The 26809-nt window shown below is 64.2% G+C and carries 23 protein-coding genes and 1 tRNA gene; 10 read left to right on the top strand and 14 right to left on the bottom strand.

Features of this window, described 5'->3' with window-relative positions; translation table 11 throughout:
- Positions 1-76: 76 nt before the first annotated feature.
- The 6 genes from IZ6_RS01265 to hemC form a co-directional block, all read right to left on the bottom strand.
- The gene (locus tag IZ6_RS01265; protein WP_222876223.1) at positions 77-631 is read right to left on the bottom strand and encodes a hypothetical protein; all 555 of its coding nucleotides are present in this window, start codon (positions 629-631) and stop codon (positions 77-79) included.
- A gap of 163 nt (positions 632-794) precedes the next feature.
- A tRNA-Thr gene (locus IZ6_RS01260) sits at positions 795-870 on the bottom strand.
- A gap of 63 nt (positions 871-933) precedes the next feature.
- On the bottom strand, positions 934-2505 hold the full coding sequence (locus tag IZ6_RS01255; RefSeq protein WP_222876222.1) for a heme biosynthesis protein HemY: 1572 nt from the start codon (positions 2503-2505) through the stop codon (positions 934-936).
- Positions 2502-3629 carry a COG4223 family protein gene (locus tag IZ6_RS01250; RefSeq protein ID WP_222876221.1) on the bottom strand — a complete coding sequence of 376 codons (1128 nt, stop codon included), beginning with the start codon at positions 3627-3629 and terminating at the stop codon, positions 2502-2504. The genes IZ6_RS01255 and IZ6_RS01250 overlap by 4 nt, the downstream gene beginning before the upstream one ends.
- A 70-nt stretch (positions 3630-3699) precedes the next feature.
- Positions 3700-4395, bottom strand: coding sequence for a uroporphyrinogen-III synthase (locus IZ6_RS01245; RefSeq protein ID WP_222876220.1), 696 nt, complete (start codon positions 4393-4395; stop codon positions 3700-3702).
- The gene (gene hemC / locus IZ6_RS01240) at positions 4392-5327 is read right to left on the bottom strand and encodes a hydroxymethylbilane synthase (protein WP_222876219.1); all 936 of its coding nucleotides are present in this window, start codon (positions 5325-5327) and stop codon (positions 4392-4394) included. The genes IZ6_RS01245 and hemC overlap by 4 nt, the downstream gene beginning before the upstream one ends.
- Before the next feature lie 105 nt (positions 5328-5432).
- Here hemC and tsaD point away from each other — a divergent pair, with 105 nt between their 5' ends.
- The 5 genes from tsaD (at position 5433) to msrA (ending at position 11017) form a co-directional block, all read left to right on the top strand.
- Positions 5433-6485 carry a tRNA (adenosine(37)-N6)-threonylcarbamoyltransferase complex transferase subunit TsaD gene (tsaD, locus tag IZ6_RS01235; RefSeq protein ID WP_222876218.1) on the top strand — a complete coding sequence of 351 codons (1053 nt, stop codon included), beginning with the start codon at positions 5433-5435 and terminating at the stop codon, positions 6483-6485.
- Positions 6482-7462, top strand: coding sequence for an NAD(P)H-dependent glycerol-3-phosphate dehydrogenase (locus IZ6_RS01230; protein ID WP_222876217.1), 981 nt, complete (start codon positions 6482-6484; stop codon positions 7460-7462). The genes tsaD and IZ6_RS01230 overlap by 4 nt, the downstream gene beginning before the upstream one ends.
- Positions 7463-7882 carry an EVE domain-containing protein gene (locus IZ6_RS01225; protein WP_222876216.1) on the top strand — a complete coding sequence of 140 codons (420 nt, stop codon included), beginning with the start codon at positions 7463-7465 and terminating at the stop codon, positions 7880-7882. It begins immediately after the preceding gene.
- A 458-nt stretch (positions 7883-8340) separates the two neighbouring features.
- Entirely contained in the window at positions 8341-10290 is a 1950-nt protein-coding gene (gene acs, locus IZ6_RS01220) for an acetate--CoA ligase (protein WP_222876215.1), read from the top strand.
- A gap of 94 nt (positions 10291-10384) precedes the next feature.
- Positions 10385-11017: a peptide-methionine (S)-S-oxide reductase MsrA gene (gene msrA / locus IZ6_RS01215; protein ID WP_222876214.1), complete on the top strand. Its 633-nt coding sequence runs from the start codon at positions 10385-10387 to the stop codon at positions 11015-11017.
- A gap of 41 nt (positions 11018-11058) precedes the next feature.
- Here msrA and IZ6_RS01210 read toward each other — a convergent pair whose 3' ends face one another.
- Positions 11059-11571: an extensin family protein gene (locus tag IZ6_RS01210; protein ID WP_222876213.1), complete on the bottom strand. Its 513-nt coding sequence runs from the start codon at positions 11569-11571 to the stop codon at positions 11059-11061.
- A 214-nt stretch (positions 11572-11785) separates the two neighbouring features.
- On the bottom strand, positions 11786-11974 hold the full coding sequence (locus tag IZ6_RS01205) for a DUF1674 domain-containing protein (RefSeq protein ID WP_222876212.1): 189 nt from the start codon (positions 11972-11974) through the stop codon (positions 11786-11788).
- A gap of 107 nt (positions 11975-12081) precedes the next feature.
- Between IZ6_RS01205 and htpX the strand changes: the two genes are divergently transcribed.
- The 5 genes from htpX (at position 12082) to IZ6_RS01180 (ending at position 18033) form a co-directional block, all read left to right on the top strand.
- The gene (gene htpX, locus IZ6_RS01200; protein ID WP_222876211.1) at positions 12082-13005 is read left to right on the top strand and encodes a zinc metalloprotease HtpX; all 924 of its coding nucleotides are present in this window, start codon (positions 12082-12084) and stop codon (positions 13003-13005) included.
- Positions 13006-13042: 37 nt separating this feature from the next.
- The gene (locus tag IZ6_RS01195; protein WP_222876210.1) at positions 13043-14356 is read left to right on the top strand and encodes an RsmB/NOP family class I SAM-dependent RNA methyltransferase; all 1314 of its coding nucleotides are present in this window, start codon (positions 13043-13045) and stop codon (positions 14354-14356) included.
- Between the two features lie 51 nt (positions 14357-14407).
- Complete coding sequence (locus tag IZ6_RS01190; RefSeq protein ID WP_222876209.1) at positions 14408-16105, top strand: heparinase II/III family protein; 1698 nt, start codon at positions 14408-14410, stop codon at positions 16103-16105.
- A 61-nt stretch (positions 16106-16166) separates the two neighbouring features.
- A complete protein-coding gene (purH, locus tag IZ6_RS01185) occupies positions 16167-17750 on the top strand; it encodes a bifunctional phosphoribosylaminoimidazolecarboxamide formyltransferase/IMP cyclohydrolase (protein WP_222876208.1) in 1584 nt (527 codons plus the stop codon).
- A 118-nt stretch (positions 17751-17868) separates the two neighbouring features.
- Positions 17869-18033, top strand: a complete 165-nt coding sequence (locus tag IZ6_RS01180; protein ID WP_222876207.1) for a hypothetical protein — start codon at positions 17869-17871, stop codon at positions 18031-18033.
- A 21-nt stretch (positions 18034-18054) separates the two neighbouring features.
- On the opposite strand, the gene IZ6_RS01175 is transcribed toward IZ6_RS01180, so the two are convergent.
- The 6 genes from IZ6_RS01175 to IZ6_RS01150 form a co-directional block, all read right to left on the bottom strand.
- Positions 18055-19440, bottom strand: a complete 1386-nt coding sequence (locus IZ6_RS01175; RefSeq protein ID WP_222876206.1) for an MFS transporter — start codon at positions 19438-19440, stop codon at positions 18055-18057.
- Between the two features lie 10 nt (positions 19441-19450).
- Positions 19451-24205 (bottom strand): NAD-glutamate dehydrogenase, encoded by a 4755-nt coding sequence (locus tag IZ6_RS01170; RefSeq protein WP_225873962.1) that lies wholly within the window; start codon positions 24203-24205, stop codon positions 19451-19453.
- Positions 24206-24303: 98 nt separating this feature from the next.
- Positions 24304-24924: a TPM domain-containing protein gene (locus tag IZ6_RS01165; RefSeq protein ID WP_222876205.1), complete on the bottom strand. Its 621-nt coding sequence runs from the start codon at positions 24922-24924 to the stop codon at positions 24304-24306.
- Positions 24924-25697, bottom strand: coding sequence for a TPM domain-containing protein (locus IZ6_RS01160; protein ID WP_222876204.1), 774 nt, complete (start codon positions 25695-25697; stop codon positions 24924-24926). Before IZ6_RS01160 ends, IZ6_RS01165 begins: the two co-directional genes overlap by 1 nt.
- A gap of 6 nt (positions 25698-25703) precedes the next feature.
- On the bottom strand, positions 25704-26291 hold the full coding sequence (locus IZ6_RS01155) for a LemA family protein (RefSeq protein ID WP_222876203.1): 588 nt from the start codon (positions 26289-26291) through the stop codon (positions 25704-25706).
- 59 nt (positions 26292-26350) lie between these two features.
- Complete coding sequence (locus IZ6_RS01150; protein ID WP_222876202.1) at positions 26351-26800, bottom strand: hypothetical protein; 450 nt, start codon at positions 26798-26800, stop codon at positions 26351-26353.
- Positions 26801-26809 lie beyond the last annotated feature (9 nt).

Raw genomic sequence — 26809 nt, 5'->3', positions numbered from 1 at the left:
CGCTCGAAGCACGCCGCACACAGGAGAGGCCCCTGTCTCGATCGCGAGGCGGGGGTCTTTCGTTTTGGAGAGAGGTTTATAGAGCGGCGGTGAAGCCGCTGAGATGCGTCGCCCGGACTTCGTCCAGCGATTTTCCCAAGCCCTTCGCAATGGTCTTGAGCGCATCTTCGATAAGATAGCTGCTGCCGCCGAGCTGGCTCGCCAACCCTGCATTCTGATACGCGCCGAGCTGCGGAAAGGCACCGAGCCCCGGAAAGCTCGCGAGCCCGGAAAAATCCGACAAACCCGGAAAGTCCGCGAACCCTGAAAGATCTCCGAGCCCCAGGCCGGAGAAAATGTTGTCGTTCGAACCGAGCAGATTCCCCGGCCAGCCGGTGTTTCCCCGAGCGGTCACGCTCCTCATCATCTCAAGCGTGCTCTGACGAAGATAGTTCTCGGCAAAGTCCTGGACCCCCTCGCCGCCGGCGCTGTCGGGCGTCGCCTGTGTATCGAGCGCGCGGATTTGCTCCAGCGCGCTCTGCATCAAGCCCTGACCGAACATTTGAAAGAAATCCGAGAGACCCGTGTCTTTGTCGTCGTCGCGGTCACGCCTCGACCCATAGGTGGAGGAGGTCGGCGAGCCGATGGACAAAGCGAGGAAGGACGCAAGACTGTTTGACATGCGAGGAGTGCAGCAACCCCCATGCCATCCCTCGCCAGAGGGGACACGCCCTCGAATCGGCGATTCAGACCGGCAAAATGCGCCGCGCCCGGCAAAATATGCAGGGGAGAATAAACCTAAAATGCTGGAAAACTGGTGCCGCAAGAGGGACTCGAACCCCCGACCCCCTCATTACGAATGAGGTGCTCTACCAACTGAGCTATTGCGGCGCCGCAGAGAGGGGGGTGGTAGCGAAACGACCCCCGAAAGGCAAGCGATCTAAGGGACGCGCTCTAAGGGGTAAGTCCCAAAGGCCGCGGCGGCGGCAGGGTTTCGTCCTCATCATCGTCCGGCCCCGGATCGTCCGGCGCCCGGGCGAGCGGCAGAAGGACCTCCGAGGGCGGGGTCCGGACAACCTTCGGGGCGGGCGCCGGCGGAGGCGGGGCTGACGGGGGAGGTGGAGGCGGCGGTGCCGCTGGCTGCGGCGCCGGGGCAGGTTTCGGAGCCGCCGTGACCGGTGCGGGCGCCGGTTCGACAATGACCTCGATGTCCTGATCGATCAGCGAACTCGTCGAAGCCGTCAGGCTTTCCTGCGGCACCTTCCATTCGAACGCATCGAGCCTGCCGGAAATCGGCGAGACCGGCTCCCACGTATCCGACACAAGGCCGTCGGCAACCCATTGCGGATCGCGCGCCGCGTTGAGACCGCGCGCCAGCCAGGCCCGGGCCCGGCCGAGATCGCCCGTCTCGGCGTTTTCGATTTCCGCCATCAGAAGACAGACGCGCCGCGTCGGCGCACCGGCGACCGGCGCGAGGACGGTCCGCGCGCGCCCGAATTCGCGCGCCGCAAGCGCCGCCTGGGCGAGCGCGAGGATGCCTTCCGGATGATCGGGGATGCGCTTGGCGAGATATTCGGCGCGCTTCAGCCGCTCCAAAGCGCTCTCGCCGGGGCGCACATGCACATAGACTTCGGCGAGATCAGGATGCGGTCCCGCGCGCCACGCTGCCTCAACGATCTTGGACGCGCGGCGCGTATCGCCGCCTTCTGCGTAAAGCCGCGCAGCGAGCGCCGCCGCCGGAACGAGATCGGGCGCAAGCTTCACCGCTTCCGTTGCAAGATCGAGCGCTTCATCGGCAATGCCGCGATCGATGCGATCGAGCGCCTTTGCGGTCAGAAGCACCGCGCGCTGGCGGCGTGCATCGGATTTTTCGACGAGGCGGTTTGCGGCATTGCGCTCGACGCTCGCGAGCGCGCCGTCCCAATCGCGCTTTGTGCCCTGAAGTTCGAGCAGCGCAGGCCCGGCCCAGGGTACGTTCGGATTTGCCTTCACCGCACGCTCGGCAAGGCTCATAGCCTCTACAGCATCGCCTCTGCGGCGCGCTTCGACGAAGAGGCCGCGATAACCGAGCGGGCGCGTTTCCGGCTGATCGAGCATGGCGCGGAAAGCGCTTTCCGCTTCTTCGCGATCGCCGGCCAATTGCGCCGCCTGGGCGCGCAGAAGCAATGTCAGCGGTTCATCGCCGATCAGCCGCCGCGCTTCATTGGCCGAGCGCCGCGCCGCGCGCCCGTCGCCGATACCCACCGCCATCAGGCCATGGGCGACCGCCGTCATTCCGCGCTGACGCCTGCGGCCGCGGAAGAAATCGGTGATCGCATCAGGTACGCCGACGATCGTACGCACAAACCAGAAGAGCACGATGACGGCTGCCGCGAGCAGCACAATGCCGAGCAGCGCCACCGGCACCGAGGTCTCGATCTGCCAGCCCTGCCAAACGAGCGTGAAAGAGCCCGGACGGTCGGCCAGCCAGCCGATACCGAAACCAAGCAGGGCAATGCCGACCAGAAAGCCGAGAATGCGGATCAAGGATTTGCCTCCGCGGTGATCCCGGCGCGCAGTTTGTCGAGCACAGCATCCGCCTTGAGGCGGGCCTCAAGCTGAGCCGCGGACTGCTCCGTTGCTTTCAGCGCCACCGGATCAAGACTCGACCGATCGGAAACCGCGCCTGCATAATTTCCGCTGCGAAGGCGCGTGACGATGACATTGCGCGCCGACCACGGATCGTTCGGATCGATCTTGTCGGCATCGGGAGAGCCCGCGACGGGGCGGATACGCACAAGGCTGCGCGCGCCTTCGGCCAGCCTGTCGGCTAGTCCCTGGGGCTGCGTATCGGGTGGGCCGGCGGCTTCGAGATCGCGCTCATAGTCGCGCGCGAGAACAGATGCCGCAGGCAATCCCTTTTCCGCCCCGGCTTCGAGGCCGGCAATATCCGCATCGGGAAGCTGCTTCTTCAAATGCGCCAGCGCATCCGCATAGGGCGCCCCGCGCGCGACGGAGCTTTCGAGCAGCGCAAAGGCGGCAATCGCCGAGGCGGATTTCGACGCCTTGATCGCTTGCGCAGTCTCCGGATCGGGCTCGCGCGCAGCACTGACCTGGGCCGCGACCTCATCGACGCGTGTCTTGAGTTGATCGACCGAGGCGGTGTCCGGCGGCTGAAGCGCATCCAGGCGCGCCGCAAGCTCACTGATGCGCGTCTGCAGCCCGACATCGGGCAAGGGCACCGGCCTGTTGCGGAGACTGTCGATGTCCTGACGCAGTTGCGCAATGTCGCTGCGGAGGGCGCTTTGATCCGGCGAGACCGGCCGCGCCGTCTGCTGAGCCGCGAGCTGCGCTTCGAGATCGGCCACTCTGTTGCCGAGCGCCGGATCCGAGCCCGAGCCGACCGGGATCAGGCCGAGCGCGAGAAGAAGGACAAACAGAAGAAGCGCGATCGCGGCGCCCGCGACCCCGGCCCCGATCAAAGTGCCGAGCGGCGAACGCGGCTCGTCGTCGAGCGCCTCCGCTTTGCTCGAAACCTCGTCCGCGGGCGGCGCATCGTCCTCCATGGGCGACGGCTCCGGCGGCTTCTCGCGCTCGATTTCGGTCGCTTCAAGGTCGATCACGCCGGGCTTCGGCTTCATCGATCTCTTGGTCGTGTCCTCATCCGCCATTCGCGCCGCTCTCCGGAATCGCTTCAGTGTCTATCTAACGTCCGCCTCACCCCTTGGCGAGAAAGGACGCTCAGTCCAAAAGGCCGATCAACGCATCTTCTTTCGGCGTCCCGGCGACCCGAATGCTTTTTGCCCCCGCCTCGCGCAGCGGCGCCGCCACCTGTTCGGACAGGCAGAGCTGGCGCGGCGTGAGCGATTGGGAGCCAAGGCCCGCCGCGTCCGCCAGAGCTACATAATATTCCGCAAGACGTCGCGAATAGTGCAGCACATCTGTGATCTTTCCGTTGCGCAGCGCCGCGATCGTGTCCGGCGCAAGAGCCGAGGCCGGTGTCGCGCGATAGACGACTTCGGTCCGCACCTTATGCATAGGTAGAAGTTCGGAGAGTTCGGCGGCGCGATTTTCCGCGGCGAGATAGAGAAGCGACTGCGGCGCCTCTTTCGCCAGTAGGGCTGCAAGATGGCCGACATCCGGCGCTTCGCCGCGCGGCTCCGAAAAGCCGAGCTCGCGCAGCGCCGCCGTCGTGCGGCTGCCGACCGTCCAGACCGGGAGGGCGGCGAGCTTTTCAAGCTCGCTGTGGCGCGCGATGGCCCGCGCTCCGTTCGAACTCGTGACGACGAGGGCGTCGGGCACCGCACCACCGAGAAGGCGCTCGGGCGGAAAGAAGCTCAGTTCAAGCAAAGGATCGAGCAGCACCGCGCGGCCTTGCGCTTCAAGACGTGTTTTGGTGCCGGAGGCAGCCCCTTGCGGGCGCGTCAGAAGGATCATCGCGGGCCCTCGGTGAGAATGCCGCTCGGCACGCGGCCCAGAAGATCCTCGCCCGCGGCGCGGCCGATCTTTTCGGCATCGCTTGCCGCGCCTTCCGCCTTGATGTTCCACACCTCGCTGCCGTCCGGCGCGATGACGAGGCCGCGCAGATGCAGCGAACCGCTTGTGTAGTGCACGGCGTGGCCTGCAATCGGTGTTTTGCAGGAACCGTCAAGCACGGCCAGCATGGCGCGCTCGGCTACGAGCGCCAGCGATGTTTCGCGATGATCGATGGCTTCGACCCTGCCCCGCGCCGTCTCGTCATCGGCGCGGATTTCGATGGCGACCGCGCCCTGACCGCAGGCCGGCAGCATGGTCTCGGTCTCGAAGATTTCCGTCGCGTGGCTTGCGAGGCCAAGCCGCGTCAGCCCAGCCAACGCCAAAAGCGTTGCCTGGAATTCGCCCGATTCCACTTTGCGCAGCCGCGTCTCGACATTGCCGCGCAGGAGCACGGTTTTGAGATCGGGCCGCAAATGTTTGAGCAGCGCCGAACGGCGCACCGAGGCGGTGCCGATCACTGCGCCCTCCGGGAGCGCGGCGAGAGTCCTGTACTCGGGCGCGATCAGAACATCGCGCACATCGGCGCGCGGCAGGCAGCCGGCGAGCATCAGCCCGTCGGGCAGAAAGGTCGGCACGTCTTTGGCCGAATGCACGGCGATATCGACCCTGTTGCCCTGCAGCGCCTCCTCGATCTCCTTGGTGAAAAGGCCCTTGCCGCCAAGATCGGCCAGCGGGCGGTCCTTCACCTGATCGCCCGAGGTCTTGATGGTGACGATTTCGATCGCCCCCTCGTCCACCTCATGGGCCGAGGCCAGCGCGGCGCGCACGGCACGGGCCTGCCAGAGGGCAAGCGGACTGCCGCGGGTACCGATGCGGAGGAAGGGGCTGGTCATCAGGGCCTGAAGGGGTTCGTGCTTGTGGCGGCGCGCAGGCAGAGATTATAGGGTGGCGGCCCACTTCGAAACCTCCGCCCCGACCCTTTAAGTTCTGGACCCCCAATGCGCGTACTCGGCATCGAGACGACCTGCGACGAAACCGCCGCCTCGGTGGTCGAACGCCTGCCCGACGGCAGCGGCCGGATTCTGTCGAATACCGTGCTGTCGCAGGCAAGGCGCCATGCCGCCTATGGCGGCGTCGTGCCGGAAATCGCCTCCCGCGCCCATGTCGATGCGCTCGACACCATTGTCGCCCAGGCGCTGCGGGATGCCGGCGTCAGCATCGGCCAGCTCGACGGCATTGCCGCGGCGGCCGGACCCGGCCTGATTGGCGGCGTCATCGTCGGCCTCACCACCGCCAAGGCATTGGCCTTTGCGTCCAGCCGGCCCTTCATCGCGGTGAACCATCTCGAAGCGCATGCGCTGACGGCGCGCCTCACCGACAATATCCGCTTCCCATATCTCCTTCTTCTTGTCTCCGGCGGTCACACGCAGCTGCTCGCCGTCGAAGGCGTCGGGCGTTATGTGCGCCTCGGCACGACAATCGACGATGCGATCGGCGAAGCCTTCGACAAGGTCGCCAAGCTCTTTGGCCTTGGCTATCCGGGCGGTCCTGCCGTCGAGCGCGCCGCACTGAACGGCGATCCGACGCGCTTTCAGCTGCCGCGGCCGATGATCGGCCGCATCGAACCGAACTTCTCGCTCGCCGGGCTCAAAACGGCTGTGCGCATCGAAGCCGAGCGCATCGCTCCGCTGCGTGATCGAGACGTCTTCGATCTCTGCGCCGGGTTCCAGGCTGCCGTCGTCGATATGGTGATCGACCGGGTGCGCGTGGCGTTGAGCATTTTCGAAGAAAAATGGGGCGACCCGACCGCCTTCGTCGTTGCCGGCGGCGTCGCGGCTAATTCCGCGCTGCGCGAGGGCGTGCGCCGCGTCACCGACGGGCGTGTCGATCTCGTCGCGCCGCCGCTCGAACTCTGCGGCGACAATGGCGCGATGATCGCATGGGCCGGCTGCGAACGCCTGACGCTCGGCATGCGCGATCCGCTGTCCTTCGCACCGCGCGCCCGCTGGCCGCTCGATGAAGCCGCCGCACTGCCGGGAGCGCGTGCATGAGTTCGTTCCGAAAGATCGCCGTGCTCGGCGCAGGCGCCTGGGGCACCGCGCTCGCGAATGCCGCCGCCCGCGCCGGACGCGAAGTCGTGCTCTGGGAGTTCGACGAGAAGCAGGCGAATGCCCTCATCAAAGAGCGCGTCAATACGCTTTACCTTCCCGGCGTGAAGCTTGCGGATGAAGTCACGCCCGCCGCCGACATCCACGCGATCGCCGGCTGCGATGCGGCGCTGATGGTCGTGCCGGCTCAGCATATGCGCGCGACGGCCGCGCTTGCCGCGCCGCATTTGAAGAAAGACGTACCCGTCATTTCCTGCGCCAAGGGTATTGAGCGCGGCTCGCTCTCTTTCATGTCGCAGATTCTGCGCGCCACTCTTCCGCACAATCCGGCCTGCGCGCTGTCGGGGCCGAGCTTTGCCGCTGATGTTGCGCACGGACTTCCGGCGGCAGTGACACTTGCCGCCAAGGATGAATGGCTGGCCGCGGACTTGTCGCGCGCCCTCGCCTCGCCGGTTCTGCGCCTCTACCATTCCGATGACGTCATAGGCGTCGAGATCGGCGGCGCCGCGAAAAACGTCATCGCCATCGGCGCCGGGATTGCAGCCGGCGTCGGCCTCGGCCAGAGCGCGGGCGCTGCCTTCATCGCGCGCGGCTTTGCCGAACTGCGCCGTTTCGGCTCGGCGCTCGGCGGCAAGCCGGAAACTTTGATGGGGCTTTCGGGCCTTGGCGATCTCGTATTGACCGCAACCTCGCCGCAATCGCGCAATTTCTCCTACGGCGTGGCCATCGGCAAAGGTGCATCGCCTGATGGCAAACTCGCGGAAGGCGCCTTCACCGCCCAAGCCCTCGTCGAGCTTGCGCAGAAGAACCATGTCGAAATGCCGATCGCAACCGCGGTGCGCGATGTGCTCGACGGCAAGATCACCGTCAGTCAGGCGATCGAAACGCTGCTCGCCCGGCCGCTGACGTCCGAGGAATGAATGAAATACTGGCTGTTCAAATCCGAACCCGATGTCTTTTCCTTCGACATGCTGAAAAAGACCGGCAAGAAGGGCGAAGAATGGACGGGCGTGCGTAATTTCCTCGCCCGCAACAATATGCGCGCGATGGAAGTCGGCGATCGCGGCTTCTTCTATCATTCGAACGAGGGCAAGGAGATCGTCGGCATCTGCGAAGTGGCGAAAGCCGCGCATCCGGATTCGACCGACGATAGCGGCCAGTGGGAATGCGTCGATATCCGCGCTGTGGCTGACGTGCCGAAACCGATTTCGCTCGCCGTCGTCAAAAAGACACCGAAGCTTGCCAAGATGTCTCTCGTCACTTCGGCGCGCCTGTCGGTTCAGCCCGTCACCGATGCCGAATGGAAGCTGATCTGCGAGATGGGCGAAGTCAGTCTCTGACTTAGGCCTTGAACCGGGAGAAACCCTCCCCATATCAGCGAGAACCCACCAGATAGCGAGGCATCGCCGCCTCGGTCGAAAGACTGAGTTGAGGCGAAGCGACCGGACGGACGGATGTACTCCGGCCGGTCAATTGCTCTCGCGCGTGCATGGCTGCTGCTCCAGGGCGGCCATGCCCGTCTGGCTGGGCTAACTGGAACGAGATCGCCCAGGCCCGTAGTTCGCCGGTGTGTGCACCCTGATTGGGGGTAACGCGCGCCCGTTAGCGCCGGAGCCTGGGCTTTCAATTTTTCGAGGCCGACATTGGCCTCGTGCAGGCTCCATCTAAAAAATGGCCTGGGCTTTCAATTTTACCCTGACCTTCGTCGGCTTGCCCTCCCGGTCCGCCTCGCCATAATCGCTCCAAACAGACGCTTCTCAGAACAGACTCGGGCAGCCGAGCGTGCGGAGGAACAGAAATGGCCGAGCTTTATCCCGTCAGTCCCGAATGGGAAAAGCGCGCTTTTGTCGACGCGGCGGATTACGAGAAAACCTATGAGCGCTCCATCAAGGACCCGGACGGGTTCTGGGGCGAGATCGGCAAACGGCTCGACTGGATCCGCCCCTTCACCAAGGTCAAAAACACCTCGTTTGCGCCCGGCAAGGTGTCGATCAAATGGTATGAGGACGGCACGCTCAACGTCTCGGCCAATTGCGTCGACCGCCATCTCATCAAGCGCTCAAATCAGATCGCGATCATTTTCGAGCCCGACGATCCGAAGGCGCGCGCCCGCAAGATCACTTATCGCGAACTTCACGAAGAAGTCGGCCGCTTCGCCAATGTGCTGAAAGCGCAGGGCGTCAAGAAAGGCGATCGCGTCACGATCTATATGCCCATGGTGCCGGAAGCGGCCTATGCCATGCTGGCCTGCACGCGCATCGGTGCGGTGCATTCGGTCGTCTTCGGCGGCTTCTCTCCGGATTCGATTGCCGGACGCATCGAGGACTGCAAATCCGAGTTCGTCATCACCGCCGATGAGGGCGTGCGCGGCGGGCGGAAGATCCCGCTCAAAGCCAATATCGACGCGGCGCTGGAAAAATGCGCCGGCGTCAAAAGTGTGATCGTCGTCCGCCATGTTGGCGCCGACGTGCCGATGAAATCCGGACGCGATCACTGGTATGACGAAGCCTCGAAGGGCGTCCCGACCGAATGCAAACCCGAGGAGATGAGTGCGGAAGACCCGCTGTTCATCCTCTACACCTCAGGCTCGACCGGAAAACCGAAAGGCGTGCTGCACACGACGGGCGGCTATCTCGTCTATGCGAGCTACACCCATCAGCTGGCCTTCGATTATCACGACGGCGACATCTACTGGTGCACGGCCGATGTCGGCTGGGTCACCGGCCATTCCTATGTCCTGTACGGACCTTTGGCGAACGGCGCGACGACGCTGATGTTCGAGGGCGTTCCGAACTATCCGACCACTTCGCGCTTCTGGGAGGTCGTCGACAAGCATCAGGTCAATATCTTCTACACCGCGCCGACCGCGATCCGCGCGCTGATGGGCGCGGGCGATGAGCCGGTCAAGCAGACCTCGCGCGCCTCGCTGAAATTGCTGGCGACCGTCGGCGAGCCGATCAATCCGGAAGCCTGGGAATGGTATTGGCGCGTTGTCGGCGACAGCCGCTGCCCCGTCATCGACACCTGGTGGCAGACTGAAACCGGCGGCCATATGATCATGCCGCTGCCCGGCGCCATTCCGCAAAAACCCGGCTCGGCGACAAAGCCCTTCTTCGGCGTCAAGCCCGAACTCGTCGATGCCGAAGGCAAGACCATTGAAGGCGCAGGCGCCGGCAATCTTGTCATTACCGACAGCTGGCCCGGCCAGATGCGCACCGTCTACGGCGATCATGCGCGTTTCATGGAGACCTATTTCTCCACCTATCCGAACAAATATTTCACCGGCGACGGCTGCCGCCGCGACGAAGACGGCTATTACTGGATCACCGGCCGCGTCGACGACGTGCTCAACGTGTCCGGTCACCGCCTCGGCACCGCCGAGGTCGAAAGCGCGCTCGTCTCGCATCCGAAAGTTTCGGAAGCCGCGGTCGTCGGCTATCCGCACAACATCAAGGGCCAGGGCATCTACGCCTATGTCACCCTGATGGCGGGCGAGACAGGCGATGACGCGCTCCGCAAGGAACTCGTGCAATGGGTGCGTAAGGAGATCGGCCCCATCGCCTCACCCGACATGATCCAGTTCGCGCCTGGCCTGCCGAAGACGCGTTCGGGCAAGATCATGCGGCGCATCCTCCGCAAGATCGCCGAGGACGATTTCTCCAATCTCGGCGACACCTCGACTTTGGCCGATCCGACCGTCGTCACCGATCTCGTCGATAACCGGCAGAACAGGCAGGCGGCGGAATAATCACGCCGAATTGACCTCTCGGGGGTGCGCCCGGGCATCCGCCCGCCGCAATCGGGCGTATCTGATGACGTCGCCGTTTTCCGGAGCCTTGCCTATGCATATCGTCTTTGCCATCCGCGCCGCCGCCATCGCCCTGTCGCTTGCCGGGGGCGCCAGCCTGTTCGAAGCGCCGGCCCTGGCGCAGGAGGACGGCAAGAAGGCTGTGGCAACCTTTGCCGGCGGTTGCTTCTGGTCGATCGAGAAAGCTTTCGACGGCAAGCCCGGCGTTATCTCCGCCGTCTCCGGGTTCATGGGCGGCAAGACGAAAAACCCGACCTATGCCGAAGTCGTCTCCGGCGGCACGGGACATCTTGAGTCCGTGCAGGTCACCTACGATCCCACGCAGATCAGTTACGACAAGCTGCTCGACATTTTCTGGCATGATATCGACCCGACCGATCCGGCGGGCCAGTTCTGCGATTACGGCTCGCAATATCAGACCGCGATCTTCGCGCACGATCCGCTGCAGAAGGCGGCGGCGGAAGCGTCAAAAGAGGACGTCGCAAAGGAGCTGAAGACGACGGTCGCGACGGAAATCCGCGACGCCTCGGACTTCACCGCCGCGGGCGACGAGCACCAGGACTTCGCCAAGAAGAGCCCCGGGCATTACAATTCCTATCTCATCGGCTGCCGCCGCGATGCGCGCCTGAAAGCCGTCTGGGGCGAGAAGGCGCACGCGAAAATCTAGGCCGCCCTCTCCGCTTTTGCTGAACTCGGGGACACCCGAGTTCAGCGGCACATCATCCACGGCGCCATGTCGAGATGTAGATGATTGGCGTGCGCGGCGTTGTAGTCCGGCGAAAGCACCGAGCCGAATGAACGGCAAGCCTTGTCACGCACAGAGCGGATGAACTCGCCTTTCGGCCCCGCATCTGTCCAGTCGCGCAGGACACTCACCGAATTGCCGCCCTCGATGGTGAAGCCCGCGACATCGATCGCATTTGCAGTGGCATGCTGCGACCGGCGTCCGTGTTCGCGCCCATACACGTTCCGGCACGAATAGGTGCCGAAGGTCTGCGCCGATGAGACGCGCTTGCCGAAGATGCGCTGCGCTTCCGGCTGCAGCGCATGGCGTTCCCACATCACGAGCGCCACCGCCGCCGGGCAGCGCAACAGAACAGACCCACCCCAGGAGATTTCAGATTTTGTGATCGAAACGCCGTCGGGATAGCCGCAACCGTCTTCCATCGGTTTGGGCGCAGGCGTGAAACTGAGATTCTTCGTCCGTCCGAGCGCGGCCATGCAGCGCTCCGGGAAAATCTGCATCAAACGCAATTGAATGGGCGTGAAGAAACCCGGCGGCGCGGAGGGATCGAGCGGCGCCTTTTCGTCGACATAGATGAGGGCGAACGGCGCGATGACGAGGAGCGCGAGGATAAGCCGGCCGAAGATCGTCCCGGCCTTGGGACGGCGGGGACTTGGCGGGGGCGGCGGGGTCTCCGGAACAGGCGGACGGTCAGAAATCGCTGGCGATTCCCTTTACTTCCCAATCCCCATAGCGCACAGGCTCCGGCCCTTTGCGGCCCCGGAGCTCCTTCGGCGGGGCTTCCCCAGCCTGCTGGGCGGCCCGGCGTTTCTCGGCCTCTTTGAGGGCGCGCTCTGCCTCGGGCGTCAAAGCCGGTTTAGGGGCGGTCTCCTCTTGCATCCAATTCTCCTTGCAGGCGTTCTTGCAGCGCCATAATCGCTTGCAAATATATAGGAGCGCGGCGGGCGGAGGAAACGCCTGCCCGCTAGAGAGGAACCGAGACCAAAATGAACCATATGCGGACCTTCATTCTCCTGGCCGGCATGACGGCGCTCTTTATGGGCGTCGGCTATCTGATCGGCGGTTCGGGAGGCATGACGATCGCCTTTTTCGTGGCGCTGGCGATGAACGCCTTCAGCTACTGGAATTCGGCTGCGATGGTGCTGCGCATGTACAATGCGCAGGAAGTCAACGCGCGTACGGCGCCCGACTATTACGGGCTGGTGCAGGAACTGGCGAAGAATGCCGGCCTGCCTATGCCGAGGGTCTATCTGATCGACAATCCGCAGCCGAACGCGTTTGCCACCGGCCGCAATCCCCAAAATGCGGCTGTCGCGGCGACGACCGGCCTTCTCAACACGCTCAATCGCGAAGAGGTCGCGGGCGTGATGGCGCATGAGCTGGCGCATGTGAAGAATTACGACACGCTGACCATGACCGTGACCGCGACGCTTGCCGGCGCGATCTCCATGCTGGCGAATTTCGCCATGCTGTTCGGCGGCAACCGCAACAATAACGGCATGGGCATGATCGGCACGATCGCGCTCGTTATCCTCGCGCCGCTCGCCGCCATGGTCGTGCAGATGGCGATCTCGCGCTCGCGCGAATATGAAGCCGACAAAGGCGGTGCCGAAATCTCCGGCCAGCCGCTGGCGCTCGCGTCCGCTTTGTCGAAGATCGCCGGCCGCGCTCACCAGACGCCGAACTATGAGGCCGAGCGGAACCCTGCGACCGCGCATATGTTCATCATCAACCCGCTGTCGGGCGAGCGTATGGACAATCTGTTCTCGACCCATCCGAACACCGAGAACCGCATCGCCGCGCTCGAAGAGATCGCCCGCACCATGGGTACCGGCCGCTCTTTCCGCCGGATGGAGGCCTCGCCTGCCGGCCCCTGGAACCCGTCCAAGAAACCTGGCCCCTGGGGCTGATTTGGTAAGAGGCGGGGTTTAGCGCATAAGGGCGGCAATGAACGTGCCCATTCCGGGCCTTGCCGCCCGCAGAGCCGCGACCTCCCTGGTCCATGGCGTCCTGCAGCGCGGAAGGCCGCTCGACGAAGCCCTCGACGATCCCAAGGGACCGCTTGCCGCGCTGGATGCGCGCGACCGGGCGCTGTCGCGCGCCATTGCCGGAGCGAGCCTGCGCCGTCTCGGCAGCCTGCGCGGCGCGATCAAAAAATTCCTCCGAAAGCCGCTGGATCCGCGCGGCGCGCTGGAGAGCATTCTTCTGACGGGAGCGGCACAGATCCTTCTGATGGATGTGCCCGACCACACCGCCGTCGATCTTGCCGTCGAACAGACAAACCACGACCGCGCGGCAAAGCCCTTCGCGCCGCTGGTGAATGCGGTGCTGCGCAATATCGCGCGCGAGCGTGAAAGTCTCGGCGAGTTCCTCGACGATCCATCGCGCGATGTGCCGCAATGGCTCGACGATCGCCGCATCAAAGCGTGGGGGCCGGAGACGGCGAAAGCGATTGCCGCCGCCGAGCGCGCCGAACCGGCGCTCGACATCACCGCAAAATCCGATGCGATCGAATGGGCGCAGAAGCTCAACGCCGAGATTTTGCCGACCGGCACCATCCGTCTTCTACCCGACGGGCCGGTGCCGGAACTGCCGGGATTCAATGACGGCGCGTGGTGGGTGCAGGATGCGGCGGCCGCGCTTCCCGCAAAACTCGTTAAAGCGAAAGCCGGCCAGCGCGTGGCCGATCTTTGCGCCGCGCCGGGCGGCAAGACGGCCCAGCTTGCGGCGAGCGGCGCGGACGTTGTCGCCGTCGACCGTTCGGCGCCGCGTCTGCGGCGTCTCACCGAAAATCTGAAACGCCTCGGTCTGTCCGCGCAAACCGTCACCGCCGACGCGACTCAGTTCAAGGCCGAGCCCTTCGATGCGGTTCTGCTCGATGCGCCATGTTCGGCGACCGGCACGATCCGCCGCCATCCCGATGTCGCTTGGCTGAAAGGCCCGGAAGATATTGAGAAGCTCGCGGCCCTTCAGGCGCGGCTGCTGGACGCCGCGGCCGATCTCGTAAAGCCCGGCGGCGTCCTCGTGTACTCCACATGCTCGCTCGAGCCGGAAGAGGGCGAAGGGCAGATCGCCGCCCTGCTGAAGCGGCGGCCCGATCTCGAGCGCGATCCCGTCTCCGTGGAAGAACTTGGCGGACAAACGGAATTTCTGACCGCGCTCGGGGAAGTGCGCACCCTTCCCTGCCACCTTGCCCGGGGCGAACCGCGCCTGTCGGGCCTCGACGGATTCTATGCGGCACGGCTGCGGCGGCGCCCCTGAGCGTGATAGTTTGCCCCTCGGGGGGCCGAATCGGCTGGAGAGCGGCTGAGAATGGCTGACGCCATGGCGGATCGCGCGCATACGAGGACGCAGCTGACGCTGCTGGTCCTCACGGAAGCGGCTGCGCGCCTGTCGCCGCGGCGGCTGATGCGTTTTGGCCTGCCCTTTTCCGTACCCGACCGACTGATCGCGATCCCGCGCCCCGTCATCGACGGCGATGCGATTGCGGGCGCGGCGCTCTATGGCGGCACATTCTCCTTTGCGGGGGCAAGCCGCGAAGCCGCCGGCAAAAGCATTTTCGAGATCGCAGCGCCGAACTCCGATTGGGCGCGCGAGCTGCACGGATTTTCCTGGCTTGCGGACCTTGCCGCCGCCGACACGGTGCTCGCCCGCGCTTACGCGCGCAGCCTGATCGCCGAATGGGCCGCGTTCGGCCGCGGCAAGAAGGAAGCGCGGGAGGCGGAAGTCGCGGCGCGGCGCGTCATCAACTTCCTAACTTATGCGAACTTTTTGATCGACGACGCGGATGCGGTTTTCCGCCGACGCTTTCTGCGCGGGCTTGCGCGCCAGACCTCGCGCCTCAGACGCGAGATCGGACGCCTGCCGTCCGGCATGCCGCGCCTTCTGACCGCGATTGCGCTGACGGAAGCAGGTTTGTGCCTTCCCGATTCCTCCGGCCATCTTGCCTGCGGTTCGAATTATCTGAACGATGATCTCGGCGCGCTGATATTGCCGGACGGCGGACCTGCGACACGCAACCCATCGGATGTGCTGACGCTGGCGCTCGATCTTCTGCCGCTCACCGATTGTTTTACCGAACGCGGGCTCGCGCCGCCGCCGGCGCTGAACACCGCGCTCGACCGCATGCTGCCGATGCTGCGCTTCTTCCGGCATACGGACGGCACGCTCGCGCTCTTCAACGGCATGGGCGCAACACGCACCGATCTTCTGGCGGCCGCCATTGCTCTCGACGAGACGCGCGGCCAGCCGGTGCAGAATGCCAGCTTCTCCGGCTATCAGCGGATGGAAGCGGGCGACGCCGTGCTCATTGCCGATACCGGGCTTCCGCCGCCGCTGGCACTCTCGCGCGATGCGCATGCGGGCACGCTCAGTTTCGAACTCACCGCGGGCGATGCGCGCCTCGTCGTCAATTGCGGCGTACCGCGCGACGGCCATGCCGGACGGCGCATGGCGGCGCGTAAAACCGCCGCGCATTCGACGGCGAGCGTCGGCGGCGCATCCTCGGCGCGCTTTGTCTCAAATCGCTTCTTACGAAAAATTCTCGGGCCGCTCCTGCGCGACGGGCCGACACGCGTCGAAGTCTTCCGCGAGGACCGCCATGGCGCGGGTCTGATCCGCGCCAGCCATAACGGCTATCAGGCGCGCTTCGGCCTCGTGCACGAACGCTCGCTGCAGCTCGATCCGAAGGGCACACGCCTTGACGGCATGGATGTGCTGCGCCCGATGCGCCGCAAAACGCACGCCGACATCACTTTGGCTTTCCATCTCCACCCGGACGTGCGCGCCAGCCTCGTCGATGAAGGCGAAGGCGTGCTGCTGTCTTTGCCCGATGGCGAGATCTGGCTGTTCGCCGCCGAGGGCCACAAAGCCGATCTGGAAGAGAGCATTTTCTTCGCCGGCCCCTCCGGCCCGCGGCGGACGGAGCAGATACTCCTGAAGCTCGGCGCGCGCGCCGGGGCCCGCGTTAACTGGTCCTTTATCCGGGCCGGACGCGAGGCGGGCCAATAGAGGGGACGGGACGCCCTGGACCTGTCTTAGCCTCACGAGAAGTGATAATTCCCTCAGCCTCATGACCGATATCAAGCCTGCCCGCGCCCTTCTTTCCGTCTCCGACAAGACCGGACTTCTCGACTTCGCCAAGGCTCTTGCCGCCCATGGCGTCGAACTGATCTCGACCGGCGGCACGGCCCGCGCGCTCGCCGAAGCCGGGCTCAAGGTCACCGATGTCGCGACGCTCACCGGCTTTCCCGAAATGATGGACGGCCGCCTGAAGACCCTGCACCCGAACGTGCATGGCGGGCTTCTGATGGTGCGCGGCAATGCCGAGCATGAGAAAGCCGCGAAGGATCACGGCATCGCGTCGATCGATCTCCTTGTCGTCAATCTCTACCCGTTCGAAGAGACGCTGAAGAAGAACGCCCCGCATGACGAGATGATCGAGAACATCGACGTCGGCGGGCCGGCGATGATCCGCGGCGCCTCGAAGAACCACGACTTCGTCACCGTCGTCACCGATCCCTCCGATTATCAGTACGTCCTCTCGGCGCTCGACAAGCATGGCGCGATCCCCAAAGCGCTGCGCGAAGTGCTCGCGGCGAAAGCTTTCGCCCGGACCTCCGCATACGACGCGGCGATCGCGTCCTATCTCGCGCGCCATATCGGCGAGAGCGCGTTCTCCTGGGGCGCGATGTCGACCTCGATGAAGGAAGTTCTGCGCTACGGCGAAAACCCGCATCAGACGGGAAGTCTCTGGCTTTCCGCCGATCCGCGCCCGGGCGTCGCTTCCGCGCGCCAGATCCAGGGCAAGGAACTCTCCTACAACAATATCAACGACACCGACGCGGCGTTCGAGCTTGTCGCCGAATTCGACCCATCGCGCACGGCGGCCTGCGCCATCATCAAACATGCGAACCCGTGCGGTGTGGCTGAAGGTGCGAACCTTGCCGATGCCTATCGCCGCGCGCTCGCCTCCGATCCCGTCTCGGCATTCGGCGGCATCATCGCGCTGAACCGCGCCCTGGATGCGGAGACCGCGACCGAGATCGTCAAGATCTTTACCGAAGTCATCATCGCGCCGGACGCCAGCGACGAGGCGATCAAAATTCTCGGTGCGAAGAAAAACCTGCGCCTGCTTTTGACCGGCGGCCTGCCCGATCCGCGCGCCGCCGGCCTCACCTTCAAATCGGTCGCGGGCGGTCTTCTGATGCAGAGCCGCGACGATGCGGTGGTCGACGATGCCGACCTCAAAGTCGTCACCAAGCGCCAGCCGACCAATCAGGAGCTCACCGATCTTCTCTTCGCCTATCGCGTCGTGAAGCACGTCAAATCGAACGCCATCGTCTTCGCCAAGAGCGCGGCGACTGTCGGAATCGGTGCCGGACAGATGAGCCGGGTCGATGCCGCCCGCATCGCCGTTCTCAAGGCCGAAGAGATCGGCCGCGACGCCGGAGCCGCAGAACTTCCCACGCGCGGCAGTGTCGTCGCTTCCGATGCCTTTTTCCCATTCGCGGACGGGTTAATTACCGCCGCGGAGGCGGGAGCGACCGCCGCCATCCAGCCCGGGGGAAGCGTGAAGGATCAAGAGGTTATCGAGGCGGCCGATTCGCGGGGCATGGCCATGATCATGACCGGGGTGCGACATTTTCGACACTGAATGGGGGATTACGCCTGTCGCAGGTCGACAGGCCGGGATGCCCTGTCTAACCTCCCTCCCGTTCGGGCTGAGGGGCCCGGGCGGGGAGTGAAGCGTTTAAAACGGGGACCGGGGACCAATGACGTTTGTCGTCACGCGCGCTTGGCGTAATTTGATTCTTGCCCTTCTTCTCGGCGCCGCTCTCGTTCCGTTCGCTCCGGATACCGGCACCGTCAACGCCGACACCCAGTACTCCCACCGCATCGATACCGCGCATCGCGTGGTCGGCGGTCTCTCCCACTAATCTGAAAAATCGCTAGCGCTTTCAGGCCCGTCGCCCGCGCGGGACCTTCACGGCTGCGAGCAGAACCGCGCCCAGAACGAAGAAGGCGAGCAGCACCGCCATGCCGGCGCGCTGGCTCATGAGAAGCGCGGTGACGATGCCGACCAGAGTCGGCGCCATAAAGCTCGTGACCTTTCCGGCCAAAGCATAGAGCCCGAAGAACTGGGTGATGGCGTCCTCAGGCGAGACGCGAATCAGCAGCGTGCGCGAGGCGGCCTGCAACGGCCCGGCCACCGCGCCGATGAGAACGCCGCACAGCATGTAGAACTGCTCGGCCGGCGCCGCGAAAAGACCATCGCCCGGCACGGGCGGCGGGACCGGAATTGCAAAGAGAATGCTGTCGGCCGTCGTCGACAGAATGCCGAGGCCCGCGAGGATAAGACCTGCCAGCGCGCCCATGACGACCGTCTTCGGCCCGAGCCTGTCGTCGAGTCTGCCGCCGATAAAGGCGCCGAGCGATCCGGTGATCGTCAGGAGGATGCCGAAGGCACCGATCTCGGTCGTGGACCAGCCGAATATGCCGGTCGCGTAAATACCGCCAAAGGCGAAGAGGCCGACAAGCCCGTCGGCGTAGATCATGTGCGCAACGAGATAGAGAAAAACGTTTTTGTGCGAGGTCACGCTCGCAATCGTCTGTTTCAGGTTGGCGATGCCCGACCGGACGGCGCGTGACACCGGCTCAAGTTTTGGCGCATCCGGCGTGAAGAAAAACAGCGGCAGAACGAACACGAGATACCAGAGCGCCGAGAACGGACCCGAGGCGCGATCGCCGGCAAAGCTCAGCGCATCCATGCCGAAGGCCGGCGCAAAACCCGCAAGCGTTTTGCCGGTCTCTGGATTTGCAACGAAGAACACGAGAATGAGCGCAAGGCTGATGAGCCCGCCGACATAACCCATCGCCCAGCCGGTGCCGGAAAGACGCCCGAGTTTTTCCGGCGGCACGAGATCCGGCATCATCGCATTGGTGAACACGCCGGCGAACTCCGCGCCGATGGTCGCAATCGCAAACGCGATCATCGCCAGCGGCACGGCATAGTCGGCACCCGGCACCGCAAACCACAGCGCCGCGCAACCGAGAAGGATGAGAATGGAGAAAGCGGCGATCCACGGTTTGCGCCGCCCTGCGGCATCCGCCACCGCGCCAAGAACCGGAGACAGGATCGCAATGACGAGGCCCGCCGCGCCCGTCGCAAAACCCCACAGCGCCTGGCCGTGCACCGGACTGTCGGCGAGCTGAGCCGCGAAGAAGGGCGCGAAGATGAAGGTCGTTATCAGCGTGAAGACGGGCTGAGCGGCAAAATCGAACAGCACCCATCCGGCAATGGCCGGGCCGCCCGCATAAGCGGTCTTCACTTTGGATTTTGCCATGGGTCCGGGATCAGCTCGAAACGAGGGAGCCCAGCATATCGGCCGCAATGGTGAGCTTGGCAAGCGTCAGGCCCGAGCGCGCGATCTCGTCGAGCGCCTTGGCCGTCCGCTGACTGGCCGGATCGCCGTTTGCCCAAGCGGCGATGTCTTTCGGTCCGGTGCCGCGCTTGGCTGCCGCAACCGCAAGACCGCGTTCGGCGGTGCCGATAGAAGCGAGCGCCTTGTCGATCGCCATGCGCTCGAAATGATCGGTGACCGGCAGAGCCAAAGCTGCCGCGCGCAGCCGGTCGAGACCGAAACGGTCGGAAATCGCAAACAGCATAGCCGCCGCGGTTGCAGTCGGAAGTCCCGATTGTTCGGCGATGAGAACGGCGTTCGGCGCACCGCGCAGAGCCGGAAGGCTGGCAAGGCCGAGCGCGAGATCTTTCGGCACGCCCGCCTGCACGAGTTCCGCCGCCCGCGCCTGCCGCATCTTCTCGCTCTCCTCCGACAGCGTGTCCTTCAAGGACGAGCGCACGAGATCGAGGCCATCCCTGAATCTATGGACGACCGATTGCAGGCCTTCCGACAGATCGGCGTTTTTCAGGAACCAGCCGATGCGCGACAGAAGAAGATCCTGCACCGCACCGTAAAGCTCGAGCTGCAGCGCGCCGGGGATTTTTGCATCGAGCGCATCGAGCCCCGCCGCAAGATCGGCGAGACGGAAACTGTCATAGACCGCGGCAAATGCCGCAGCCGCCTGTTCGACGCTCGCGCCCACAAGACGCACCATCAGAGACGGTCCGCCATAGTCGATCATCGCATTGACGAGACGCGTTGCGATGATTTCGCGGCGCAGGCGATGCGCATCGATGTCGGCGCGATAGGGCTCGCGCATCGGATGCGGGAAATAGCGCGCCAGTTCGCGCACGAGATAGGGATCGTCCGGAACGCCGGTCTCCAGCAATTCGGCGAACAGCGCGTTTTTCGCATAAGCGAGCAGCACGGCAAGTTCGGGCCGCGTCAGCGGAAGCTTGTCGCGGATGCGATCGGCAAGAGTGGCATCGTCGGGCAGGAATTCGACCGTGCGGTCGAGAAGATCCTGACTTTCCAGCACCTGCATCAGGCGCTGCTCGAAACCGATATCTTCCTGGCCGCGCCGCTGCGCGAGCGACAGAGCCAAAGTCTGCCGGTGATTATTGGCAAGAACGAGCGCGCCGACCTCGTCGGTCATTTCGGCGAGGAATGCGACGCGCGCCTCGGGCGTGAGCTTTCCGCTCTGCACCGCCGGCGTCAGCGCGATCTTGATATTCACCTCATAGTCCGAAGTGTTGACGCCCGCGGAATTATCGATCGCATCGGTGTTGAGACGCACGCCGGCAAACGCCGCTTCGACGCGGCCGAGCTGCGTCATACCGAGATTGGCGCCCTCGCCGATGATTTTGGCGCGCACATCCTTGCCGCGAATGCGGATGGCGTCATTGGCGCGGTCGCCGACTTCCGCATCGCTTTGCGTGGACGAGCGGATATAGGTGCCGATGCCGCCGAAGAACAGCAGATCGACATTCAGTTTCAGGATCGCCGTCATCAGCTGCTGCGGCGTCACCGCATCCGTCGTGATCCCGGTGAGCTGCTTAATTTCGGGCGACAGCGGAATGGATTTCAGCGAGCGCGGGAAAATGCCGCCGCCCTGCGAGATGAGGCCCTTATTGTAATCCTGCCAGGACGAGCGCGGCAGATCGAACAGACGCTTGCGCTCTTCCCAGCTTGCAGCCGGGTCCGGATTGGGATCGAGAAAAATGTCGCGATGGTCGAACGCCGCCACGAGACGGATCTGTTTCGACAGCAGCATGCCATTGCCGAAAACATCGCCCGACATATCGCCGACGCCCGCAACGGTGAACGGCGTCGTCTGGATATCGATATCGATTTCACGGAAATGGCGCTTCACCGCTTCCCAGGCGCCGCGCGCCGTGATGCCCATTTTCTTGTGGTCGTAGCCGACCGAGCCGCCGGATGCGAACGCATCGCCGAGCCAGAAGCCGCGCTCCAGAGCAATCGCATTGGCCGTATCGGAGAAGGTCGCCGTGCCTTTGTCGGCGGCGACGACGAGATAGGGATCGTCTCCTTCATGCCGCACGGTGTCTTCCGGCGGCACGATCTTTCCGCCGACAAGATTGTCGGTGATGTCGAGCAGAGTGCGGATGAAGATGCGATAGGCTTCGGTGCCTTCCGCCATCCAGGCCTGACGGTCGGAGGCCGGCGGCAGTTTCTTCGGCACAAAACCGCCCTTCGCGCCAACCGGCACGATAACGGCGTTCTTCACCTGCTGCGCTTTGACGAGGCCGAGAACTTCCGTGCGAAAATCCTCGGGACGATCCGACCAGCGCAAGCCGCCGCGGGCAACGCGGCCAAAGCGCAGATGCAGGCCCTCGACGCGCGGTGAAGACAGGAAGATTTCATAGAGCGGCCGGGGCGCCGGAAGCTGATCGACTTTTGCGGCTTCCAGCTTGAAAGAGATGACGGTTTTCTGGCGCCCGTCTTCGCGCTGGAACACGTTCGTCCGCAGCATGGCCTGAACGAGATTGACGAAGCGGCGGATGATGCGGTCTTCGTCGAGGCTCTCGACAGCCTCCAGCGCCTTTTCGATCTCGGCGATAATGTCGTCCTGCGCCTGCTTGCGGCCGCTGTTGCGCTTCGGATCGAACCGCGCTTCGAACAGCGCAACGATCTTCTGCGCAATGCCCGCATGCTTGACGATGACGCCGGCCATATAGGCATGGCTGAAGGCGATATTGATCTGGCGGAGATAGCGCGAGACCGCGCGCAGCAAGGCCGCATCGCGCCAGGACAGGCCCGCTTCCAGAACGAGCGCGTTGTAATAGTCGCTCTCCGCCTGGCCCGACGCGATGGCGAGTGCCAAAACCGTCAGCGGTTTGTCGAGCCTATCGAGATCGATCTCGCCGCCGCGCCCGCGCACAAGCGTCATGTCATGCAGGAAGACGCGGCGGCCAAGGCCGCCGGCGATGTCATAGGTGCGCTCTTCGACGGCGACAAAACCCATATCGCTGAGGATCGGCACGCGCTCGGTCAAAGGCAGAGAGCGGTTGAGCGAGAAGATTTTCAGCGAGATGCGGTCGGCGGCGCCAGACACTTTCTCGAACGCAATGGCATAGGGCTTCTCATCGCTGAGATCTTCCATGCGCGCGATATGCGCGACGGTCTCCTGCGGCGTGAACGCTTCGCGATAGCCGGCGGTGAAGGCTTCCAGCCAGGAGAGCGCGAGCTTGCGGCCCTGCTGTCCCTGATGGGTCTTAATGAGCGCGGCCTTCAGAAGATCGGGCCAGGTCTGCACTTCGGCGGCGATGCGGCGCTCAAGCTCGGCGATATCGACCTTGGGCGTTGTGCCTTCATAGCGGCCGATGATGTAATGCACGCGCGTCAGCGGCACGCCTTCGAGGAAGCTCGGATGAAAGGCCGAAACGCGGCCGTGATAGGTTTCCGCCAAACGCTCGCCGATGCGCGCGCGCACATCCGAATCGTATTTCTCGCGCGGCACATAGACGAGCACCGAAACGAAACGGTCGAAACGATCCGGCCTCGCCACGGCGCGGACGCGCGGACGCTCATAGATCGCCAGCATGCGCAGCGCCGAGTCGTAGAGCGTATCGACATCGACCTGGAACAGCTCATCGCGCGGATAGGTTTCGAGAATATTGGCGAGCGCCCGCGCCGAATAGGAATCCGGATCGAAACCGGCATGGCGCGTCACGATCTCGACCTTGCGGCGCAGAAGCGGAATGGATTCGACGGTCAGCGAATAGGCCGTGCCGGTGAAAAGACCGACAATGCGCAACTCGCCGGTGACGCGGCCTTCGCGGTCGAAGCGCTTGATGCCGATATAATCGAGATGGGCTCTGCGATGAACGCGCGAGCGCAAGCTTGCTTTGGTGACGATCAGCGGCACCGGCTCTTTCAGGAACTGGCGGATTTCCGGCGTCATCGCCACAAGTTCGCGGCCGCGGCGCAGAACGCGCACCTCGGGATCGCGCAGAATACCGAGTCCGACATCGCCCGCATCGGGTTTTGCCGACAAGGCGGCTTCAACGTCTTGATTGTCGCGCAGGCCGACGAAAACGAAATTGCCTTCGATCAGCCAGGTGAGGAAGCTGACGGCTTCCTGCAGTTCTTCCGGCGGCACGGGCGCCGATGAGGTTTTGAGCGCGGAAATTTCCGCCTCGACGCGGCTGCGCATGGCGTCGAAATCGCCGGTCGCAACGCGGATATCCTCATAGGTGCGCTCAAGCTCGGCGGCGAGCGCGGCAAGCTTTTCCTGATCGTCGATCCGCTCGATATGAAGATGGATCAGGCTGTCGCGCTCGCGGCTCTCGTCATGCGCCTCGCCGGAAAACCGCGTGAGCGCGCCTGTTTTGTCGCGTTCGAGATCAAGAACCGGATGGGCGACGAGCTTTGCCTCGATGCCCTGCACCGCAAGTTCCGCAACGGTGGAATCGAGCAGGAACGGCATGTCGTCGTTCACCGCCTCGATGACGGTGATCTCGGCGCCACCCGGCAGAAGCGGATTGAAGATTTTGAGATCGTGGCGGCCGGGCTTTCTGTTCTTCAGATGAGCCCAGGCGGCATCGGCAAGCGCGGTAAGATCGGCCGGAGTGAGATCGGCCATGTCCTCGGCGGGCGTGCGGCCGAACAGAGCATCGGTGAAATGCGGCGGCGTGCCGGTCTCATCCGCGGAAGACTGATGGCGTGCCGGTTCGGCTGGGGTCACGATCTCGTTCCGATTTCATCCCGAGGGCCGGCTCGTCTCAACGGAGAGCCTTGGCGCGGGAGCCTATACCGCCTGTATGGCGTACACGAGACGGCGGCCTAAAGTTCCACCACTCGATTAGGAAGTTCGTCCCGATCGTGCTTCGACGGGGGGAAGTGACGCGCCAGAAGCGCGCCCGATTGCTCGACCGCCTTTACAAGACCGTCCGCAAGACGCTTCTCGCGCGCCGCCTGCACGACGGTTGCGGCAATGGCATCCCATTCCGCCTGTTCGACTTTTTTCGCAATGCCGTCATCGGCAACGATCTCGACGCGGCGCTCGGCCAGCGCCGCATAGATGAGAACGCCGGTGCGCGCCGAGGTGAGATGAACGCCATGGCCGAGGAACTGCTCGCGCGCCGCTTTTTCGACCGCCGCCTCGGCCAGCCGCCCCGGCACGACACGAAACCGGATCACATCCGGCGACAGCGCCACCGACCAGGTGAGGAAGATGGCCGCCTGCAGGAGAAAAAGGCTCGTGACCGCCAGCGGCGTGAAATGCGCCACCGGCCAGATCAGGATGAGAGCCGCGAGCCCCGCCCACAGCACCGGCACGAGGCGGTAATCGTCGGCATGGTGCGCGACGACGACGAAAATCTCTCCGGCGGTTTTCTTTTCCGCGTTCTCGATCGCCGCCGAGACATGCCGCGCTTCTTCATTGTTGAGACAAGGCGTCTGCATCACCAGCTCCCCGAAGACCCGCCGCCGCCGAACGAACCGCCGCCGCCCGAAAATCCACCGCCGCTCGATCCCGACGACCATGAGCTTCCGCCCGACGACCAGGAACTGCCGGAGCTCGAACCGGTCGGAATGATCCACGGCATTCCGCGCCGCCGCGAGGAACGGCCGCCGCGGAAAGCCCGCCAGATCTGAAGAGCGATGATGAGGAAGATGAAGGCGGTGAAGAACATATCGGCCGTCTGATCGGTGATATGCACGCCCTCGGCCTCCTGCTTGGCCTGCTGCGCATATTCCTGATCGCCTTCGAGAACCTGCACGATGTCGTCGACGCCGCGCGAGATGCCGCCCGGAAAATCGCCGGCACGGAAGCGCGGCAGAATGGCGTTCTGGATGATGAGCGAGGAGATGGCGTCGGTAAGATCGCCTTCGAGGCCGTAGCCGACTTCGATGCGCACTTTGCGCTCGTTCGGCGCGACGATCAGCAGCGCGCCATTGTTCTTCTTTTCCTGGCCGATGCCCCAATGGCGGCCGAGCCGGTAGCCGTAATCCTCGATCTCATAGCCCTGCAGCGAGGGCACGGTGACGACGACGAGCTGCTTGGTCGTCTTCGTTTCGAGATCGGCAAGCTTCTTGTCGATCTCGGCTTCGGTCGGGATGTCGATGATATTGGCGTTATCGACAACGCGGCTCGTCAGCTCGGGAAAAGTCTGCGCGCCCGCCGGAACGGCGAGCGCGAGCACCGAGAGAAAGGCAAAAGCGAGGAGCTTTTGCATGGCTGGTTAGAACTTCACCTCGGGCGCCGTCTGATTGGCAGCGCTCGTTTCGAATGTCGCTTTCGGCTGCGCGCCGTAAATCCACGCCCAGATCAGGCCCGGAAAGGTGCGGACCTCGGTATTATAGGTCTGCACCGCCTGAATATAATCGCGGCGCGCCACCGCGATGCGGTTCTCGGTACCCTCGAGCTGCGACTGCAGCGCCAGGAAGTTCTGATTGGATTTCAGCTCGGGATAGTTTTCGGAGACCGCGAGCAAACGTCCGAGCGCGCCGGACAACTGGCCCTGCGCTTCCTGGAAACGCTTAAGCGCTTCGGGATCGGAGAGCTGATCCACATTGACGGTCACCTGCGTTGCCTTGGCGCGCGCTTCGACGACGGCTGTGAGCGTTTCGCGCTCCTGCGCGGCAAAGCCCTTCACCGTTTCCACCAGATTCGGGATGAGTTCGGCCCGGCGCTGATACTGGTTCTGCACTTCGCTCCACTGGCCCTTCACCTGCTCGTCGAGGGTCGGGATCGTGTTGACGCCGCAGCCGGCGACGAGAGTGCCGAGGACGAGTGCCACTGCCAGAGCACGAAACCGCGCGAAAGCCATGAGAACCTCCTGATATCGAGTGCTTCCTCTACACCGGAAGCCTGACGGGGCAAAACACTTCAGGAGCGCTGCGGTTCCGGCCTGATGCGGATTCCGGAACTGCGGCCGCAGAGGAGCCAATAGGTAAAGCCCCCGGCGAGAGCCGCGGCGCCGGCAATGGCGGGCTCGGAGGGCAGCGAGCGCAGCGCCTCTTCATCGGCGAGGCGGCTTGCGACAAAACCGCAGAACAGCGCAACGCCGCAGAAATAGAGCGCGCTGCGGATGGAAAAGATTTCCGCCGCGACGATGGCGATGACCGAGGGGATGAAGGCGGCGTAGCCGACAAAGCCGCAAAAGATCAGAAAATCGCCGACGAGGATCCAGCTGGTCGCGCCGAGCGCGACCGGATCGTCGGCGACCGGCCCATAGGCGCGCAGAAAAGCGATGCCGACCGCAACCGCGCCGGCGGCGACCAGCGCCGCGACATAGGCCAGCGGCACAAGGATCAGACGCGTGAGAAGAAAAATCACTGAGCCGCC

Source organism: Terrihabitans soli (assembly GCF_014191545.1).
Lineage (GTDB): Bacteria > Pseudomonadota > Alphaproteobacteria > Rhizobiales > Methylopilaceae > Flaviflagellibacter > Flaviflagellibacter soli.
Note: the sequence above shows the minus strand (reverse complement) of the source record. Positions and strands in the feature narration are given on the sequence as shown.